The organism is Aminobacter sp. SR38, from assembly GCF_014843375.1.
GTDB classification, from domain to species: Bacteria; Pseudomonadota; Alphaproteobacteria; order Rhizobiales; family Rhizobiaceae; genus Aminobacter; species Aminobacter ciceronei.
Window position 1 is genome coordinate 71,624 of record NZ_CP062112.1, and the last position, 15,964, is coordinate 87,587.

Genomic DNA, 15,964 nt, shown 5'->3' on the forward strand with positions numbered 1-15,964 from the left:
TCAGGCGCTCCCTTCGCGACGGTCGCGTTGCGGTGGGTCGGTGCGATACCAGCCGGTGACGATCGAGCGCAGTTCGTTGATCGGTCCCGCCGCCAGGATCATCAGCATGTGGACAACGAAGAAGCCGACGAGCAGCGCCATGGTGACGAAGTGGATGGTGCGCGCGGTCTGGCGTCCGCCCAACAGGTCGACGAGGAACGGCACGGCTGCATTCATGCTCGGCGACATGGCAAGCCCGGTGACGATCATCAGCGGCAGAAGCACGAACAGCACGCCACCATAGGCGAGCTTCTGCAAGGTGTTGTAGTTGCGGCTATGGTGGAACCTCAGCCTGGCGTGGTCGGCGACGTCCTTCGGCAGGTTGCGCAGATCGTTGACGCTTGGCGCAAGATCGCGACGCAGATGGCCGTTGATGGCGCTGGCGACGAGCCAGACGAGCAACGTGCCTGAGAGCACCCAGGCGAAGAAGAAATGCACGACGCGGCCGGTGGCGAGATCCTGGCCGGACGGAATCGTCGCCCATGCCGGAAACGCGCGCCCGTTTGGATTGGCGGCCGATCCCGACAGGCCAAGCACACCCGTCGTGTTGAATCTGTTTCCCAGGATCGTCGTGTAACCGACTGGTCCCGTTGGGCTATTTTCAGCACCGATGACCAGCACGTCGTTGCTGAAAGCAAAGCCTGACTGCTTGCCGATGTAGAGCGCGGGGTGGGCGTTGAAGATCTGCAGACCACTCAGCAGCAGGAAAAACAGCGACACTGCCCAGATCCAATGGGTGAGGCGTGTCCAGCGTGTCTGCCGATAGACGAGTTCGCCGCGGGTGCCTGACGCTTTCGCGTCATTCGCCTGCTGCAGCATGTGCGCCTGGCTTTCCATAACACCCGATCTCCCGTGGCATCGGCGATTGCGGGGGCGTCATCTTACGCCCTTTCGCAGAGGATTACGCTTTGGCGTCGGGAATTGTTTCGCTGCGGCGGTGACTTCGGCGTGAAATCAGCTTGCGAGTGAGACCACCAGGTTGACGGCCGCGGCGACGATAATGGTGTTGAAGAAGAACGACAGGACCGAATGGACAAGCGCTGCCTGGCGCATGTGCGTCGACGAAATGTTGGTGTCGGCGGTCTGCGCCGTCATGCCGATGACCACGGCGAAGTAGAGAAAATCCCAGCCACAGGGGCGTTCTGTGCCGGGAAAGATCAGGCCGCCGACCGGCTTGCGGCTGCGTGTCGACGCGGCATCGGCCTTGGTGTCGCCTTTCCAGTAGAGGCGGGCGTAGTGCAGGGCCGCCATGGCGTGGATGGTCAGCCAGCCGAGCGGCAGCGACAGCAGCGAAAACGCCAGCCAGGAGGGATGCGGAACCTGCTTGGCATTCATCAGCACGAATAGCGAGCCGACGGCGACCACGACGATACCGATGGTCACCAAGAAGATGATCCAGATCGGCTCGTCGGCCTGCTGGGCGCGCCGGCTGAGGAAGTCCGCCGTCAGTCGCGGCATTTCACGCAGGACAAGCAGTATGTAAGTGGCGAAAAACGTATTAGCGGCGATGCTGTAGCTGAGCGGATGCTGGAGCAGCATTGCCACGGCGAGCGCCGCCACCCCGATGCCGGCGCTTGCCAGGAAAATGAAATGGCGGCCGAACGGCTTCATTGTGCCTGCACCGACTTCACAGCCCTTCGCGCCATCTGGTCGAGCGCGCCGAGAAAGCGCGAGCGGTCCTGGGCGGAGAAGGAGGCATTGTAGCCCTTGCTTTCACCGGTTTCGCGCAGGTGCTGTTTCAGATCACGCATGGCGACCGCCATGCCGATGGTCTCCGGAGTGAACGGCTTGCCGGTCGGGCCGAGCACATGGGCGCCAAGCGCCACGGTGCGCGCGGCGAGCGGGATGTCGGCGGTGATGACGATGTCGTTGGCGCGCGCGTTTTCGACGATCCAGTCGTCGGCGGCGTCGGCGCCCTTTGAGACCACGACGTTGCGGATCATCGGATCGCGCGACGGGCGCAAGCCGCCGTTTGACACGAAGGTGACGACGAGGTCCAGCCGTTCGGCGACCTTCACCACCTCGTCCTTCACCGGGCAGGCGTCGGCATCGACATAGATCACAGGGGCATTTTCAGTCATTTCAGGCACGGTTCCGGGAAGGTAGTTCTTTGATTATGGTCTGGCGCGTCGAACGGAGACCGAGCATGGCACATCTGATCAATCGCGAACAATGGGCCGAAAAGCCCGATTCCTGGCACGGCGAGTTCCAGGGCGGCGCTTTCGGCGCCGATGTCTCGGTGGTGTTCTTCAGCAGCGACAAGGTCGGCGGCGGGCCGAAGCTGCACACCCATCCTTATCCGGAGGTGTTCATCGTCCGTGTCGGGCGGGCGTTGTTCACCGTCGGCGACGAGACGATCGAAGCGGAGGCCGGGCAGATCCTGGTGGCGCCGGCGAACACGCCGCACAAATTCGCCAATCTCGGGCCTGGACGGCTGGAGACGACCGACCTGCATGTAGCCGGTGCCTTCGACACGACCTGGCTGGAGTAAGCCCCGTCAGGCGCTTGCGCGCGGGACAGGCCTGAGCATGTCGACATGCGGGATGTCGTCCTCGAGATATTCGTCCGACACTGTGTCGAAGCCGAAGGACGCGTAGAATTTCTCGAGATGGCTTTGGGCCGAAAGCGCAATTGGCCGGTCCGGAAAGAGCCTTTCGCAGGCGGCTATGGATTCGGCCATCAGCTTGTCGCCGAGGCGCTTGCCGCGATGATCAGGAGAGACCACCACCCGGCCGATATAGGCCGGATCGTCATGGCCCGATGGGGCGATGATGCGCGTGCTCGCCACCAGTTCCTTGCCGGCAAGCAGCCTGAGATGCAACGCCTCGGGATCCTTGCCGTCCATTTCGGGGAAGGCGCATTTCTGCTCGACGACAAAGACGTCGAGCCGCATCTTCAGCATGGCATAGAGGTCACGTGGCGAGAGCTCATCGAGCGATCTTACGTCGACCTCATATGCGATTCCGCTCATCAGTAGACGACCACGCTGCGGATGCTTTCGCCTGCATGCATCAGGTCGAAACCCTTGTTGATGTCTTCTAGCTTCAGCGTATGGGTGATCATCGGGTCGATCTGGATCTTGCCCTCCATGTACCAGTCGACGATCTTCGGCACGTCGGTGCGGCCGCGTGCGCCGCCAAAGGCGGTGCCTTTCCAGGTCCGGCCGGTGACCAACTGGAACGGCCGCGTCGCAATCTCCTGGCCGGCACCGGCGACACCGATGACGATCGACTCGCCCCAGCCGCGATGGCTGGCTTCCAGTGCCTGGCGCATCACCTTGACGTTGCCGGTGCAGTCGAAGGTGTAGTCGGCGCCGCCGATCTGGTCGGCACCACGCTTGGTCATGTTGACCAGATAAGGAACGATGTCGCCCTCGACCTCCTTCGGATTGACGAAATGCGTCATGCCGAACTTCTCGCCCCAGGCCTTGCGCTCATTGTTGATGTCGACGCCGATGATCATGTCGGCACCGGCAAGCCTGAGGCCCTGCAGCACGTTGAGGCCGATGCCGCCGAGGCCGAAGACGATGGCCGTCGAACCGATCTCGACGCGCGCGGTGTTGATGACCGCACCGATGCCTGTCGTCACGCCGCAGCCGATGTAGCAGATCTTGTCGAAGGGGGCGTCCGGATTGACCTTGGCGAGTGCGATCTCGGGCAGCACGGTGAAGTTCGAGAAGGTCGAGCAGCCCATATAATGGAAGATCTTGTCCTTGCCGATCGAGAAGCGCGAGGTGCCGTCAGGCATCAGCCCCTGGCCTTGCGTCGAGCGGATCGCGGTGCACAGGTTGGTCTTGCGGCTGAGGCAGGACGGACAGGAGCGGCATTCCGGCGTGTAGAGCGGGATGACGTGGTCGCCCTTCTTGAGCGAGGTGACACCCTTGCCGACATCGACGACGACGCCGGCACCCTCATGGCCGAGAATGGCCGGGAAGATGCCTTCGGGATCGGCGCCTGACAGCGTGAACTCGTCGGTGTGGCAGATGCCGGTCGCCTTGATCTCGACCAGCACCTCGCCCTCGCGCGGCCCCTCGAGGTCCACCTCCATGATCTCGAGCGGCTTTCCGGCTCCAACGGCAACGGCGGCGCGGGTTTTCATGGCGATCGTCCCTATATCTACTCAGAGGAAAAATTGTTGTCGGCAAGGTTTCAGGTTTTGCCGCCGCAGGCAACCGGCAAGGCGACACCTGAACGTCGCAGGACGACGGTTGGCATGATACTCCACAAGCGGTTTCCGACGCGACCCCTTGCGGGATGGACATGGTGGCTGGCGTGGCCGAACATATCAGCGGAATTTCCAGGTAAATGGCAGACGATTCGATGTCGAGTGACAGGCTCCCACGCGATCCCCTGAAGCGTGAAGCGCTCATAAGGGCAGAAAAACCAGAGACTTCCGACCGGATGTTCATTCATCTGCGCGTTCACTCGGCCTATTCGCTGCTCGAAGGTGCCCTGAAGCTCGACAAGGTCGTCGGACACGCTGCCAAGGACGAGGCGCCCGCCATCGCGGTTGCCGACACCAACAACCTATTCGGCGCGCTGGAGTTTGCCCAGAAGGCCACCAAGGATGGTGTGCAGCCATTGATCGCTTGCCAGGTCGACGTTGACTTTGCAGACGGTGGCGACAGCACCCAACGCGGCCAGGGCTGGAAGCAGGCACTCGATCTGTTTCCGGTGGTTCTGATTGCCGCGACCGAGACCGGCTACGCCAACCTTGTCAGGCTGGTCAGCCGTCTCTATCTCGAAACCCCGAACGGCGAACCGGTGCACGCCAAGCTCGATTGGCTCGCCACCGCAGCGGACGGCATTATCTGCCTGACCGGTGGTCCACGCGGGCCGGTCGGTGCCGCGATCAAGAGCGACCACACCGCAATTGCCGAAAGCCGCCTGCTGACCCTGAAGCAGATGTTCGGCGATCGGCTTTACGTCGAACTCGAGCGTCTGGCCGGCTATGACCGCATGATCGAGGCGGCAACGATCGAACTCGCCTATCGCCACTATCTGCCGCTGGTCGCCACCAATGAGGCGTTCTTCGCCAAGCGTGCCGACTTCGAGGCCCACGACGCGCTCATTGCCATCGCCGAGGGTTCGGTCGTCGCCGAGGACAATCGCCGCAGGCTGACGCCGGACAATTTCCTCAAGTCGCAGAAGGAGATGGCAGAGCTTTTTGCCGATCTGCCTGAGGCGATCGACAACACCGTCGAGATCGCCAGGCGCTGTTCCTACTATCCCAAGAACCGCAATCCGATCCTGCCGCGATTCACCGGTGGCGACATCGCCGATGCCGACGCGGCGGTTGCCGCCGAAGCGGCGGAACTGTCCCGCCAGGCTCGCGAAGGTCTTGCGATGCGCCTGGAAACGCGTGGCCTGTCGACCGGCTACACGCCCGAACAGTACCAGGAACGGCTCGAATATGAGCTTGGCATCATCGAGCGAATGAAATTCCCGGGCTACTTCCTGATCGTTGCCGACTTCATCAAATGGGGCAAGCAACAGGGCATCCCGGTCGGCCCCGGCCGTGGTTCAGGTGCAGGCTCACTGGTTGCCTATGCGCTGACCATCACCGATGTCGATCCGCTGCGTTTCTCGCTGCTGTTCGAGCGCTTCCTCAACCCCGACCGCGTCTCGATGCCCGACTTCGACATCGACTTCTGCCAGGACCGCCGCGAAGAGGTGATCCGTTATGTGGTCGGCAAGTATGGTCGCGACCAGGTCGGTCAGATCATCACCTTCGGTACGCTGCAGGCGCGCGCCGTGCTGCGCGACGTTGGCCGCGTTCTGCAGATGCCCTATGGCCAGGTCGACAAGCTCACCAAGATGGTGCCGCAGAACCCGGCCAATCCGGTGACGCTGGCCCAGGCGATCGAGGGCGAGCCGCGCTTTGCCGAGGAGGCAGAACGCGAGCCGATCGTGCAGACGCTGCTCGACATGGCACAGAAGCTCGAGGGTCTCTACCGCCACGCCTCGACGCACGCCGCCGGCATCGTCATCGGTGACCGCCCGTTGTCCGAACTGGTGCCGATGTATCGAGACCCGCGCTCGGACATGCCGGTCACCCAGTTCAACATGAAATATGTCGAGCAGGCCGGACTGGTGAAGTTCGACTTCCTCGGTCTGAAGACGCTGACGGTGCTGCAAAAGGCGGTGCATTTCATCAGCCGCAAGGGCGTCGACATCGACCTCGCGCTGATCCCGCTCGACGATCCGCTGACCTACGCCATGCTGTCGCGCGGCGAGACCGTCGGCATCTTTCAGGTTGAAAGTGCCGGCATGCGCAAGGCGCTGATCGGCATGAAGCCCGACCAGGTCGAGGACATCATCGCGCTGGTGGCACTCTACCGCCCCGGCCCGATGGAGAACATCCCGACCTACAACGCCCGCAAGCATGGTGACGAGGAGATCGCCTCGATCCATCCGATGATCGACTATCTGGTGAAGGAGACGCAAGGCGTCATCGTTTACCAGGAGCAGGTCATGCAGATCGCGCAGGTGCTGTCGGGCTATTCGCTCGGCGAAGCCGATCTGCTGCGCCGCGCCATGGGCAAGAAGATCCGCGCCGAGATGGACAAGCAGCGCGAGCGCTTCGTCACCGGTGCCATGGACAAGAAGGTCAGCAAACCGCAGGCCAACGCCATCTTCGACCTGCTCGCCAAGTTTGCCGACTACGGCTTCAACAAGTCGCACGCCGCAGCCTACGCCATCGTCTCCTACCAGACGGCGTATCTGAAAGCACACTATCCGGTCGAGTTCCTCGCGGCCTCGATGACCTACGATATGTCCAACACGGACAAGCTGAACGACTTCCGCCAGGATGCGATGCGGCTCGGCATCGACGTCGTGCCGCCATCGGTTATGACCAGCTTCCGCGACTTCGAGGTCGGCGAGAAGAAGATCTTCTACTCGCTCGCCGCGATCAAAGGCGTGGGTGAGGCGGCGGTGCACCACATCGTTGCCAAGCGCCAGGAAAAGCCCTTCGCCAGCCTCGCCGACTTCTGCGAGCGCATCGACCCCAAGCTGGTCGGCAAGCGTGTCTTTGAAAGCCTGATCATGGCCGGCGCGCTCGACTGTTTCGGCCACGAGCGCGCGGCGATGATGGCGGGCATCGAGCGCATGATGGGCCTTGCCTCCCGCGCCCACGAAAATGCCACCCTTGGCCAGTCCGACATCTTCGGCAGTGCTGCCTCAGGGCAGGCGCCGTCGCTGCACCTGCCGGTCGCCGACGCCTGGCTTGCCGCCGATCGCCTGCATCGCGAATTCCAGGTCGTCGGCTTCTACCTCTCGGCGCATCCGCTCGACGAATACAAGGCCGCACTTGAGAAGATGCGCGTCCAGAACTGGGCCGACTTTGCCGCTGCCGTGAAGCGTGGTGCGACTGCAGGGCGTCTGGCCGGTACCGTCACCACCAAGCAGGAACGCAAGACCAAGACCGGCAACAAGATGGGCATCGTCCAGTTCTCTGACGTTTCGGGCCAGTATGAAGCGGTGATGTTCTCGGAGACGCTGGCGCAGTATCGCGACCTGTGTGAACCCGGCAAATCGGTGGTCGTCACCGTTGCCGCCGAGGATCGCCCCGAAGGCGTCAACCTGCGCATCCAGACTGTGCAGTCGCTCGAGGACGAAGCGAGCCGGGTGCAGAAGACGCTGCGCATCTTCGTGCGCGACGCGGCTCCGCTCAACATGCTGTCCAACCAGCTGACGGTGCGCGGCGAAGGCGAGGTAAGCTTCATCGTGCTCAAGGGCGAGGCCGAGGGCGAGATCGAAATCGAGCTACGCGAACGCTACCGCATCACGCCGTCGATCGCTTCGGCGATGCGCGCCGTGCCGGGAGTTGTCGAGGTCGAGCTGGTCTAGCCGGTTAGGTTGTCTCCGGCGACGTCACTTCGCCTTGCCGGCCAGCTCGGCCCGGCAGGCCTGCGCCCGTTCCACAAGCATGGCCCGCTCGCGCTCGTTTTGGGTTAGTGCAGCCGCCCGTTCGAACTCGCCAAGCGCCTCGCCAAGGCGACCGAGCTTCATCAGCAGGTCTGCGCGCACGCTTGGCAGCAGGTGATAGTTGCGCAGCGCCGGCTCCAGCATCAGCTGGTCGGCGAGCTCCAGTCCGGCTGCCGGACCGAATGCCATCGCCAGTGCCATGGCCCGGTTCAGCTCGATCACGGGCGAGGGCGCAAGCGCGGCCAGCGCCGCGTAGAGAGCGGCGATGCGCGGCCAGTTGGTCTGTTCGGCCGCGTGCGCCCGGGCGTGGCAGGCCGCGATCGCCGCCTGCAGCGTGTATGGGCCTGGTTGCTGCAAGGCTTCGGCCTTGGCGAGTGCCGCAAGGCCGCGATTGATTAGCAGATGGTCCCAACGGGATCTGATCTGGTCGAGCAGCAGGATCGGCTTGCCGTCGGCATCGGTGCGGGCCGGCAAGCGCGATGCCTGGATTTCCATCAACGCGACCAGGCCGTGAACTTCAGTGTCATTGGGTGCAAGCAGCGCCAGCATCCGCCCCAGCCGCATCGCCTCCTGACAGAGTTGTGGCCGCATCCAATCGTCGCCGCGGGTGGCGGAATAGCCTTCGTTGAAGACGAGATAGAGCACTTCGAGCACCGAGCTCAGCCGGTCGGCGCGATCCTGGCCGGCAGGCACCTCGAACGGCACGCAAGCGTCCGACAGAGTGCGCTTGGCCCTGATGATGCGCTGCGCCATCGCTGCTTCGGAAACCAGGTAGGCGCGGGCGATCTCTTCCGTGGTCAGGCCACCGACCAACCGCAAGGTGAGTGCCGCCCGTGCGTCGGCCGAAAGCACCGGATGGCAGGACACGAACATCAGTCCGAGCATGTCGTCGCCCATCCCGTCCTCTGGCTCGGCCATTGCCTCGACGTCGGCATCGATACCCAGCAGTGCGAGTTTGCCGTTTGCCATCTTGGCACGCCGAAAATGGTCGATGGCCCGGCGCCTGGCCGAAGTGATCAGCCAGGCGCCAGGCTTGTCCGGGATGCCTGAAACGGGCCAGTTGCGCAGTGCCGCGATGAGGGCATCCTGGGCCAACTCTTCCGCCAGGTCGACGCTGCGGGTGAACCGGGTGAGTGCCGCCACGATCCGCGCCCGCTCCATGCGGAACACTGTCTCGATGGCCCTGTGCGTCGCGCGGCTTCTGGCGACGCTGTCATCAGAAACAAAGTCGGTCGGCATCGTTGGCTGCGGAGGGCCATGGTTTGCGGCCATCTATGGCCTGTCTTGCGCGATGCCCATTTCGCGAAAGCGATCGATGCCTTCGCTGGGCTCGAAATCCTCGAGATCGAACATCTGGCGCACCTCGATCTGGCCGTTCTCGATCTGCGGGTTGGGAAAGCGGTTGGCCCATTCCATCGCTTCCTCGCGCGTCTTCACCTGGATGATCGTGTAGCCGGCGATCAGTTCCTTGGTCTCGGCAAAGGGGCCATCAGTGATGGTCTTCTTGCCGCCAGACCATGTGATGCGCCAACCCTTGGAGCTCGGCTGCAGGCCGCTGCCGTCGAGCAGCACACCGGCCTTGGCCAGTTCTCCGTGATAGTCGGCCATGGCTGAGATCATTTCCGCCGGGGGCATGACGCCCGCTTCGGAGTCCTTGCTGGCCTTGATCACGAACATGAAACGCATTGGTTTGCTCCCGCACAATGAGGCCCGACACCATTGTCTGAGCCTAGTCTGCCAACACGACGAGCAGAAGGCAGCAGGATCGACAAAGCCGTTGGCGATTTCTTGCCGCGTGCAATACTTTGCTTCGTTGCGGCGCTTCATCACTGCTGGTACTTTGCCTCGGCCAGTGAGAGGGCGCCGTCATGGACGAGAAAGCCGCCGCAGCAGACCTCATGCAGATGGTGAATGGGTATCAGGTGTCCCAGGCGATCTGCGTCGCCGCAACCCTTGGCATTGCCGATGAACTGACGAACGGACCGCGTTCCAGCGACGATCTCGCCGCTGCGACCGGGTCTCACCCGCAGGCGCTCTACCGCCTGTTGCGTGCGCTTGCTTCGGTCGGTGTGCTCCATGAAGGGGCGACCAGGCAGTTTTCCCTGACGATGCTTGGGTCGGGGCTGCGTTCGGATGCCGAGCAATCCGTCGCACCCTGGGCGCGCATGGTTGGCCGAGCCTACTACCGCGACGCCTGGGGTAAGCTGTTGCACAGCGTGCGCACCGGCGAGAACGCGTTCGAGCATGCCCATGGCACCGGTGTCTGGCAGTACCGCATCGATCATCCAGAGGAGTCGCTGATTTTCGACCGGGCGATGTCGTCGTTCGTGCCGGCAGTCGCTGCGGCGGTGCTTGCGGCCTACGACTTCGGCCGCTTCGACGTCATCATGGATGTCGGCGGCGGCCAGGGCGCCTTGCTGGCGGCGATCCTTGCCCGCAATCCGCCGCAGCGCGGCATCCTGTTTGACCAGCCGATGGTGGTCGAGGGCGCCGGTGCCGTTCTTAGTGCGGCGTCGGTCGCCGATCGCTGCGAGGTGGTCGGCGGCGACTTCTTCGCTGCCGTGCCGGAGGGTGCCGATGCGCATGTCATGAAATGGATATTGCACGACTGGGACGACGAGCGCTCGATCGCCGTGCTGAAAAGCTGCCGGCGGGCAATCCGGCCGGACGGGACGCTGGTCGTACTCGAAGCTGTTCTCGCGCCACCGAACGAAGGCGCGCGCGCCAAATTCGCCGACCTCAACATGCTGGCGGTACCCGGCGGACAGGAAAGAACCAGGGACGAGTTCGCGGCGCTGTTCGAAGCATCCGGCTTCCGGCTGACCAAGGTGATCGACGCCGGGCCGCGTATCAGCATTGTCGAAGGCGAGCTGGCGTGACCTGTATCCGTTGAAGCAACTGCGGGAGCGCCCCTGACTGGCATCGGCGATGGTGCCGGTGAAAACACCAAAAATACTCGGCTCGAGCACCCGCTGAATCTGCTGCGAAGCAGATTTCATCCGGCATCTGCCGGATGTGCGATTCCCAGACTTGTGTTTGATTTGCCCCTCCTGTGCGCGCTCTTGGGGAAGATCAGCATGGCAGCAGCAGAATGGGGGCCGGCGGCAATCTGGCGATGTCGAACTTCGGGCCGAACACGATCGCTTCGCTCGACGGCCGCGTCGCCGCGCTCGAGGGCAGCTTCTCCGGCAGCATCGGCAAGGCCTATGAAGGCAGCGCCATTGCCTTGGCGATGGTGGGCGGCACGTTGCCTTCCGACAAGGACTTCGCGATGTCGATCAACTGGGGCAACTTCGAGGGCGAGAACGGCTTTGCCGGAACCGCAGCCATGCGCATCAACGACAATCTGCACCTGCATGGTGGCATCGGTGTCGGCGCGCGCCACGGCACGGTGGGCAGCCGCGCCGGCCTGACATTCGCCTGGTAGCGAGACACTGGTCCAGCAGACGTGCTTGCCGCGTTGCGTTTCAGTCGTCCAGCGCCTCGGGCGGATGCGCATTGCGGCCTTTGCCGAAGGTGTAGCCGGTCTCGACGGCGTTCTTGCCGAACTTGCCGCGCAGCACGTCGATGGCGCCTTCGGCCAGCGCCCGCTTGCGCGACTGGACGTCGACGAGATCGGGCGGGTCGGCGCGTTCGTCATCGGAGAGGTCGCTGACACCGATGCCGAGCAGGCGGTACTTTGTGCCGTCGGTTTCCTTCGACAAAAGCTGCATGCCGGTCTGGAAGATGCGGTCGGCAAGCCGTGTCGGGTCGGTCAGCTGGCGGTTGCGCGTCCGGAGCTTGAAGTCCTGGGTCTTGAGCTTGAGCACGACGGTGCGGCCGGCAATGTTTGCCTTCTTCAGCCGCGCCGAGACCTTTTCCGACAGCGCACGCAGCACAGGCACCAGCTCCGCCGACGACGCGAGATCGGTATCGAAGGTGGTTTCCGCCGAAACGCTCTTGGCTTCCTGGTCGGGCGACACCTGGCGATCGTCCTGGCCGCGCGACAGGTGATAGAGCCGGCTCCCCATCGTGCCGTAGCGCCGCATCAGGTCGCCGCGGTCCATGCGCTGCAACTGGCCGATGCTGCGGATGCCGTCGCTTTCGAGCGTCGCGGCAAAGGCTTTTCCGACGCCCCAAATCATCGTCACCGGCTGTGGCGCGAGGAAGGCGAGCGCCTCGGCCTCGCCGATGACGGTAAAGCCGCGCGGCTTGCGCAGGTCGGAAGCGACCTTGGCGAGGAACTTGCAGTAGGACAGGCCGGCGGAGACGGTGATGCCGATCTCCTTCTCGACGGCAACCGCAAAGCGGGCGAGCACAAGTGCCGGCGGCAGGCCATGCAGGCGCTCGGTGCCGTCGAGGTCGAGAAAGGCCTCGTCGATCGACAGCGGCTCCACCAGCGGCGTCAGCGCCTGCATCATCGAGCGCACCTCACGCCCGACACGGACGTATTTTTCCATGTCGGGGCTGATCACGACCGCCTCTGGACAGGCCTCCAGCGCCTTGAACATCGGCATTGCCGAGCGCACGCCATGGATACGGGCAATGTAGCAGGCCGTGGAGACCACGCCGCGCTTGCCGCCGCCGATGATGACCGGCTTGTCCTTGAGCTCGGGATTGTCGCGTTTTTCCACTGCCGCATAGAAGGCATCGCAGTCGATGTGGGCGAGGTGCAGCTTGTAAAGCTCGGGATGGCGCAACAGGCGCGGGCTGCCGCAGCCGTGGCAGCGCGGTCCCGACCCACGCTGAAGGGCAAGGCAGTCGCGGCAAAAACCGTGGCTGGGATCGTTGACAGGCATCGCCTTCGCTGCGAACATAAAGAGAACAAGCGCGATTTTATGTCAGCTGCCCCGTCGGGACAAGGCTGCGCTCTGGAGCCATGCCATGACTGATGCCATTTCGCCGCTGACACCGGATCTGTGGCCACATTTTGAGGATTTGTTCGGCAAGCAGGGTGCCTGCTATGGCTGCTGGTGCACCTATTTCAGGCTGCCGCCGGCGGTCAGGCGGAACAGCAAACGCGAGAGCAACAAGGATCACATCAAGACGCGAATCGCAGCCGGCCCGCCGCCGGGCCTGCTGGCATTCTCGGATGGCCAGGCGGTCGGCTGGATGCAGATCGGCCCGCGCGCCGACGTGCCCGAATTCAACAACAAGGGCAGGGGCTCCGCGCCGTTGTCACCAGAGGATGCCGGCGATCCAGCCGTCTGGGCCATTTCCTGCTTCTTCATCCGCGGCAAGGCACGCGGCCAGGGTGTGACGCACCGGCTTGTCGACGCCGGTGTCGCATTCGCGCGCCAGGCGGGTGCCCGCGTGCTTGAAGCCTGCCCAATCGACCAATCGAACGGCAAACACCCGGTCAGCCTGTTTGTCGGCTCGACGCGGGTGTTCGAAAAGGCGGGGTTTACGCGCGCAATCGAGCGGAAGCCGGGCCGGCCGCTGATGCGTCTTGAACTCTGAGGCGTGACTACGGCGGAAGCAATTTAGCCTGAAAAGCCGCCGGCTTCGAGAAACGCCAGCTCCTGCTCGGTCGATTCGCGGCCGAGGATGAAGTTGCGGTGCGGGAAGCGGCCAAAACGGGCGACGATGTCGCGATGACCGATGGCGTGCTTGAGGTAGTCGCCGCCAAGCGCCGTCGAGCGTGCGAGCGGGGTGTCGTGATCGGCCAGCGTCTCGGAATGCGAGAACGGCAGATAGAAAAACACCCGGATTGGCGCATCCGTCGCCATGTCGTGGCCGTCGGCCACCGCCCGGCGCGCGAAATGGCGGGCGAGCGGATCGGTGGCATACATGTGGCCGCTGCCACGGAAGCAATTGCGCGGAAACTGGTCGAGCAGGATCATCAGCGCCAGCGCCCCCTCGGCATCGTCTGCCCAGTGGTCGCACTGGCGCTTGGCGGCGGCCATGTGCAGGTCGCCGAAGCGGCTGCGGAAGCTGTCGTCGAACATCTCGTCCTTGCGGAACCAGCTTTCCGGCCCGGATTCGCGCCAAAAGGCGACCACTTCGGTTGCACGCTGCCTGTCGATCATCTTCGGCTCCTCGTTGCTTTCACTGTGGCATCGCGCGTAGCCCATCGACGCGCGACGGCAAATCCATCATTCGCCAGGCACGACCCTCTTGGCGATCGCATCCGCTGCTTCCTCGTTGAGGGCCTTGGCGGTACGGCGCGGCGGTGTCAGCGGTGTCGGCACCGGCCCGGCGATATTGCCTTGCAGGAAGTCGCCGCCGGCGTGGATGTCGCCGGCGAACTGCATCTCCAGCCGTGCGGCGTCACGGCGGCGCACTTCCTCGATCACCTCGGCGACGTCGTCCGGATCCTCGCCGAGCTTTTCGAGCGTGGCGCCGCCAAAGACGATCGCCGATTCGAATGTCTCGCGCAGTTGATAGTCGACGCCGGCGCGAATGAGCTTCATCGCCGTGCCGCGGTCATAGGCACGCGCCAGAACCGGCACCAACGGGAACTCGGCGGCGAGGTTTTGTGCGATGCGGACAGCAACGTCTTCCTTGTCGACGCAGATCAGCACGGCGCGTGCCCGTCCGGCGCCTGCCGCATGCAGGATATCGAGCCGGGTGCCGTCGCCATAATAGATCTTGAAGCCGAAATCAGCGGCCGCCTGGATCATCTCGACGTCGTTGTCGATGATCGACACGTCGACGCCGCGCAGCAGCAAAGGCTGGCTGGCGATCTGTCCGAAGCGACCGAAGCCGATCACCAGCACCGTGCCACTGAGTTCCGCTGCGACATCAACGTCTTCGAGCGATTGTTCGACCTGCGGCGTGAAGCGGCGCAGCACCATGATCGCCAACGGGGTCAGCACCATCGAGATGATGATGATGGCAGTCAGGATCGCATTGGCCTCGCCGTCGATGATGCCGACGGCCAGCGCCGAGGAGTAGAGCACGAAGGCGAATTCGCCGCCTTGCGCCATGATGACGGCACGTTCCAGCGCCTCGCGATGACCCGACTTCCGGAAGCGCGCAACCCCATAGATGCCGATGCCTTTCATCAGCATGTAGACGACGACGTAGAAGGCGATCATCTGCCAGTTGGCCAGCACGACCGTCAGGTCGAGTGACATGCCGACCGCGATGAAGAACATGCCGAGCAGGATACCGCGGAAGGGTTCAACGTCGGCTTCGAGCTGATGGCGGAAGGTCGATTCGGACAGCAGCACGCCGGCGAGAAACGCACCCATCGCCATGGAAAGACCGCCAAGTTGCATGGCGAGTGCTGCACCCAGCACAACGAGCAAGGCAGCTGCTGTCATCACTTCGCGAGCGCGCGAGTCGGCAAGGACCCGGAACAACGGATTGAGCAGATAGCGGCCGGCGATGACCAGTCCGGTGATCGACGCGACGCCGATGCCGATGTCGGTCAGCCGCCCGGCCCAGCCCGTACCAGTGTCGGAGGCTGCGACCGGCGCCAGGAAGGCCACCAGCGCCAGCAAAGGCACGATGGCGAGGTCCTCGAGCAGCAGGATCGAAACCATGCGCTGCCCCTTTGGCGTCGACATCTCGCCACGCTCGTCGAGCAACTGCATGACGATTGCGGTGGACGTCAGCACAAAGCCGGCACCGGCGACAAAGGATTGGGAGACCAGGAAACCTCCGGCGAGGCCAACCATGGTCAACAGAGCCGCGCAGATGCCGACCTGCAGTGCGCCCAGCCCGAAGATTTCGCGCCGCAGACCCCACAGCCGCGACGGCTGCATTTCGAGGCCGATGATGAACAGGAACATCACCACGCCGAGTTCGGCGACATGCAGGATGGTGGAGGATTCGGTGAAGATGCCGATGCCGAATGGGCCAATGACCACACCGGCGCTGAGGTAGCCGAGGATGGAGCCGAGGCCGAGTCGCTTGAAGATGGGGACGGCCACGACGCCTGCAGCCAGCAGCGCCACCACCGGAACCAGATCGACACCCGCTGTCTCTGCTGCCATGCGCCTTTTCGATCCTTGGCTGTGCGGCTGATACCGCTTTGGTGGGAAAGCGCCAAGATAGGTGCTTCGGGCGCT

15 protein-coding genes are annotated in these 15,964 nt (G+C 63.6%); 5 read left to right on the plus strand and 10 right to left on the minus strand.

The window, feature by feature from the left end; translation table 11 throughout:
- The 3 genes from IG197_RS00360 to IG197_RS00370 form a co-directional block, all read right to left on the minus strand.
- Entirely contained in the window at window positions 1-876 is an 876-nt protein-coding gene (locus tag IG197_RS00360) for a cytochrome b/b6 domain-containing protein (RefSeq protein ID WP_371746500.1), read from the minus strand.
- Window positions 877-993: 117 nt separating this feature from the next.
- Window positions 994-1,650 (minus strand): DUF1345 domain-containing protein, encoded by a 657-nt coding sequence (locus tag IG197_RS00365; protein ID WP_067961752.1) that lies wholly within the window; start codon window positions 1,648-1,650, stop codon window positions 994-996.
- Window positions 1,647-2,120, minus strand: coding sequence for a YaiI/YqxD family protein (locus IG197_RS00370; RefSeq protein WP_067961755.1), 474 nt, complete (start codon window positions 2,118-2,120; stop codon window positions 1,647-1,649). Before IG197_RS00370 ends, IG197_RS00365 begins: the two co-directional genes overlap by 4 nt.
- Window positions 2,121-2,185: 65 nt before the next feature.
- Between IG197_RS00370 and IG197_RS00375 the strand changes: the two genes are divergently transcribed.
- Window positions 2,186-2,530: a cupin domain-containing protein gene (locus tag IG197_RS00375; RefSeq protein WP_067966498.1), complete on the plus strand. Its 345-nt coding sequence runs from the start codon at window positions 2,186-2,188 to the stop codon at window positions 2,528-2,530.
- Window positions 2,531-2,536: 6 nt separating this feature from the next.
- On the opposite strand, the gene IG197_RS00380 is transcribed toward IG197_RS00375, so the two are convergent.
- Window positions 2,537-3,010, minus strand: a complete 474-nt coding sequence (locus IG197_RS00380) for a GNAT family N-acetyltransferase (protein WP_192316286.1) — start codon at window positions 3,008-3,010, stop codon at window positions 2,537-2,539.
- Complete coding sequence (locus IG197_RS00385; protein WP_067957500.1) at window positions 3,010-4,137, minus strand: S-(hydroxymethyl)glutathione dehydrogenase/class III alcohol dehydrogenase; 1,128 nt, start codon at window positions 4,135-4,137, stop codon at window positions 3,010-3,012. The genes IG197_RS00380 and IG197_RS00385 overlap by 1 nt, the downstream gene beginning before the upstream one ends.
- Window positions 4,138-4,439: 302 nt before the next feature.
- Here IG197_RS00385 and dnaE point away from each other — a divergent pair, with 302 nt between their 5' ends.
- Complete coding sequence (gene dnaE, locus IG197_RS00390; RefSeq protein WP_185910123.1) at window positions 4,440-7,889, plus strand: DNA polymerase III subunit alpha; 3,450 nt, start codon at window positions 4,440-4,442, stop codon at window positions 7,887-7,889.
- 24 nt (window positions 7,890-7,913) lie between these two features.
- Here dnaE and IG197_RS00395 read toward each other — a convergent pair whose 3' ends face one another.
- Together IG197_RS00395 and IG197_RS00400 are read right to left on the minus strand one after the other, a co-directional pair.
- Window positions 7,914-9,206, minus strand: a complete 1,293-nt coding sequence (locus IG197_RS00395; RefSeq protein WP_192316288.1) for an RNA polymerase sigma factor — start codon at window positions 9,204-9,206, stop codon at window positions 7,914-7,916.
- Between the two features lie 33 nt (window positions 9,207-9,239).
- Window positions 9,240-9,653 (minus strand): YciI family protein, encoded by a 414-nt coding sequence (locus IG197_RS00400; RefSeq protein ID WP_192316289.1) that lies wholly within the window; start codon window positions 9,651-9,653, stop codon window positions 9,240-9,242.
- Between the two features lie 182 nt (window positions 9,654-9,835).
- On the opposite strand from IG197_RS00400, the gene IG197_RS00405 reads away from it, so the two are divergent.
- Together IG197_RS00405 and IG197_RS00410 are read left to right on the plus strand one after the other, a co-directional pair.
- Window positions 9,836-10,846, plus strand: a complete 1,011-nt coding sequence (locus IG197_RS00405; RefSeq protein WP_192316291.1) for a methyltransferase — start codon at window positions 9,836-9,838, stop codon at window positions 10,844-10,846.
- A gap of 212 nt (window positions 10,847-11,058) precedes the next feature.
- On the plus strand, window positions 11,059-11,394 hold the full coding sequence (locus IG197_RS00410; protein ID WP_192316293.1) for a YadA-like family protein: 336 nt from the start codon (window positions 11,059-11,061) through the stop codon (window positions 11,392-11,394).
- A 40-nt stretch (window positions 11,395-11,434) separates the two neighbouring features.
- Here IG197_RS00410 and IG197_RS00415 read toward each other — a convergent pair whose 3' ends face one another.
- On the minus strand, window positions 11,435-12,763 hold the full coding sequence (locus IG197_RS00415; RefSeq protein WP_192316295.1) for a DNA polymerase IV: 1,329 nt from the start codon (window positions 12,761-12,763) through the stop codon (window positions 11,435-11,437).
- Between the two features lie 67 nt (window positions 12,764-12,830).
- Here IG197_RS00415 and IG197_RS00420 point away from each other — a divergent pair, with 67 nt between their 5' ends.
- The gene (locus IG197_RS00420) at window positions 12,831-13,406 is read left to right on the plus strand and encodes a GNAT family N-acetyltransferase (RefSeq protein ID WP_192316296.1); all 576 of its coding nucleotides are present in this window, start codon (window positions 12,831-12,833) and stop codon (window positions 13,404-13,406) included.
- Between the two features lie 23 nt (window positions 13,407-13,429).
- Here the strand turns inward: IG197_RS00420 and IG197_RS00425 are convergent, their stop codons facing one another.
- Both IG197_RS00425 and IG197_RS00430 read right to left on the minus strand, forming a co-directional pair.
- On the minus strand, window positions 13,430-13,975 hold the full coding sequence (locus tag IG197_RS00425) for a DUF924 family protein (RefSeq protein ID WP_192316298.1): 546 nt from the start codon (window positions 13,973-13,975) through the stop codon (window positions 13,430-13,432).
- Window positions 13,976-14,041: 66 nt separating this feature from the next.
- Complete coding sequence (locus tag IG197_RS00430; protein ID WP_192316300.1) at window positions 14,042-15,889, minus strand: monovalent cation:proton antiporter-2 (CPA2) family protein; 1,848 nt, start codon at window positions 15,887-15,889, stop codon at window positions 14,042-14,044.
- Window positions 15,890-15,964 lie beyond the last annotated feature (75 nt).

Excerpts from the sequence above, each read along its gene's own strand:
- IG197_RS00360 (WP_371746500.1), bottom strand. The coding sequence starts at position 876 with ATGGAAAGCCAGGCGCACATGCTGCAGCAGGCGAATGACGCGAAAGCG.
- IG197_RS00365 (WP_067961752.1), bottom strand. The coding sequence starts at position 1,650 with ATGAAGCCGTTCGGCCGCCATTTCATTTTCCTGGCAAGCGCCGGCATC.
- IG197_RS00370 (WP_067961755.1), bottom strand. The coding sequence starts at position 2,120 with ATGACTGAAAATGCCCCTGTGATCTATGTCGATGCCGACGCCTGCCCG.
- IG197_RS00375 (WP_067966498.1), top strand. The coding sequence starts at position 2,186 with ATGGCACATCTGATCAATCGCGAACAATGGGCCGAAAAGCCCGATTCC.
- IG197_RS00380 (WP_192316286.1), bottom strand. The coding sequence starts at position 3,010 with ATGAGCGGAATCGCATATGAGGTCGACGTAAGATCGCTCGATGAGCTC.
- IG197_RS00385 (WP_067957500.1), bottom strand. The coding sequence starts at position 4,137 with ATGAAAACCCGCGCCGCCGTTGCCGTTGGAGCCGGAAAGCCGCTCGAG.
- dnaE (WP_185910123.1), top strand. The coding sequence starts at position 4,440 with ATGTTCATTCATCTGCGCGTTCACTCGGCCTATTCGCTGCTCGAAGGT.
- IG197_RS00395 (WP_192316288.1), bottom strand. The coding sequence starts at position 9,206 with ATGCCGACCGACTTTGTTTCTGATGACAGCGTCGCCAGAAGCCGCGCG.
- IG197_RS00400 (WP_192316289.1), bottom strand. The coding sequence starts at position 9,653 with ATGCGTTTCATGTTCGTGATCAAGGCCAGCAAGGACTCCGAAGCGGGC.
- IG197_RS00405 (WP_192316291.1), top strand. The coding sequence starts at position 9,836 with ATGGACGAGAAAGCCGCCGCAGCAGACCTCATGCAGATGGTGAATGGG.
- IG197_RS00410 (WP_192316293.1), top strand. The coding sequence starts at position 11,059 with ATGGGGGCCGGCGGCAATCTGGCGATGTCGAACTTCGGGCCGAACACG.
- IG197_RS00415 (WP_192316295.1), bottom strand. The coding sequence starts at position 12,763 with ATGTTCGCAGCGAAGGCGATGCCTGTCAACGATCCCAGCCACGGTTTT.
- IG197_RS00420 (WP_192316296.1), top strand. The coding sequence starts at position 12,831 with ATGACTGATGCCATTTCGCCGCTGACACCGGATCTGTGGCCACATTTT.
- IG197_RS00425 (WP_192316298.1), bottom strand. The coding sequence starts at position 13,975 with ATGATCGACAGGCAGCGTGCAACCGAAGTGGTCGCCTTTTGGCGCGAA.
- IG197_RS00430 (WP_192316300.1), bottom strand. The coding sequence starts at position 15,889 with ATGGCAGCAGAGACAGCGGGTGTCGATCTGGTTCCGGTGGTGGCGCTG.